Below are 1,861 nucleotides of genomic sequence, written 5' to 3' on the forward strand. Positions count from 1 at the left end.
CCCGGATTTCTCACAAAGCTTGAAGAAACAGGGGTCAAAAACTGCCAAAATGTATATTGTGCAACAATTACAGCAGTTTGAAGTATGACCCCAAATAAAAATGATTGTATACCGGAACAGTTCATATTTGAACAAGTAAAGTCCTGTCCAGCTATAGTTAATTTCAAGGGCGAGCCTGTAACATCTGATGCAGGATTAACATTAATTGCGGAACTGGACAGAAAAAGAGAGATAACATCACGACTAGCAGGATGTTTCAAAGACTACCGAGAGCCAAATAAAATTCTGCATCCAGTTAATAGCTTAATTGCACAAAGAATATATGGCTTAATCATGGGCTATGAGGATATAAATGACCATGAAACTCTACGTCATGACCCAATATTTGCATTTGCAGTTGGAAAAGTGATTAATGAGGAACAAAAATCAATTATATTGGCAGGCAAAAGTACCTTAAATCGTCTTGAGCATTGTCCAGAAAACGTATCTTCAAGAGTTGATAGTAGATATCACCGTGTTGAGCATGATCCATCAGCCATAGAAACACTCTTCGTTGAGCTATTTCTAGAATCTTATCAAAAGCCGCCACGAGAGATAATTTTGGACTTAGATGTTACCGATGATTTAGTTCATGGTAATCAAGAAGAAACATTCTTTAATCCCTATTATCGGGGATATTGTTATGCTCCACTTTATATTTTCTGTGGCAAATATTTACTCGCAGCAAAACTTCGTGCATCTAACGTAGACCCAGCAGAAGGGGGATTGTCAGAATTACAACGGGTCATAAAAATAATACGTTCACGATGGAAGGATGTGAAAATTGTTATTCGTGGAGATAGCGCTTATTCTAGAGAAGATATTATGTCATGGTGTGAATCTCAAACTGAAATTGATTATGTATTTGGACTGGGACAAAATCCCAGGCTAATTCAGCTATCTCAATCAATAAAGTATCGTGCATCTCAAGAATACTCAGGAAAAATTAAACAAGTAGTTGAGTTGTTTGAAACATTATTTCCACCATCACCAGATTTAAAAAATGACGCAGCAGCATTTGTTGACAACTCAGTTTGGTATTGTTCCCTTGACTATCAAACATTAGATAGTTGGAGCCGTAGTCGTCGTGTTGTTACCAAAGTTGAGTATAGCCATGAAAAAGTAGATACACGCTTTGTAGTGACTTCACTCCCTATTAATAAAATTCCGCCAGGACGACTTTATACTCAAAAGTACTGTCCACGAGGCAATATGGAGAATTGTCTAAAAGAACAAAAACTAGGGTTACACAGTGATAGAACTAGTACCCATACATTTGCTGGAAATCAATTACGTTTGTGGTTTGCGTCTATTGCTTACGTTTTAATGAATGCTCTGCGAGAGCAATGTTTAGCAAAAACAGAACTCCAAAATGCAACTATTGAGACTATACGCACAAAACTATTGAAGCTAGGGGCTGTTATTACTATTACTAAACGACGGATTTTAATTGCAATTAGCAGTGCTTGTCCTTATAAGGATATTTTTGCAGAGGTTTATAATCGTTTATCTCAACTACCAAGTCAATTGTTAATAATGACCTAATTTAATTCATAAGCAATAGCTAATTGTGATTTTCAATCGTTGATTTTTGGGGGTTATTTTAGTTGATTTGACTCCATAAATTGGCATATCAATTTTTATTAATAAAAGTTTATCATTTCAGTATTAATTATTGCTTACGTATTTTATGTATTTTTAGTTTATTCGGTTTTTACTTAAATTAAATCATGTTCTGTAGGTGTTTTTATGATGTATCAATTAAATTATCCTAAATCTGGCTAATCCAAGTGTTTTTTTCTCACTTGTGAGAAATCCGGGT

Annotated in this window: 1 protein-coding gene; it reads left to right on the plus strand. The window is 35.0% G+C overall.

Going from position 1 to position 1,861, the window contains the following annotated elements; genetic code table 11:
- Window positions 1–84 precede the first annotated feature (84 nt).
- A complete protein-coding gene (locus ACM0OX_RS35545) occupies window positions 85–1,584 on the plus strand; it encodes an IS1380 family transposase (protein ID WP_414519899.1) in 1,500 nt (499 codons plus the stop codon).
- Window positions 1,585–1,861 lie beyond the last annotated feature (277 nt).

The sequence above is a fragment of the Nostoc sp. PCC 9305 genome (genome assembly GCF_963920915.1).
Classification (GTDB): domain Bacteria; phylum Cyanobacteriota; class Cyanobacteriia; order Cyanobacteriales; family Nostocaceae; genus Nostoc.

Coding starts and splice junctions, on each gene's coding strand:
- ACM0OX_RS35545 (WP_414519899.1), top strand. CDS start 85: ATGACCCCAAATAAAAATGATTGTATACCGGAACAGTTCATATTTGAA.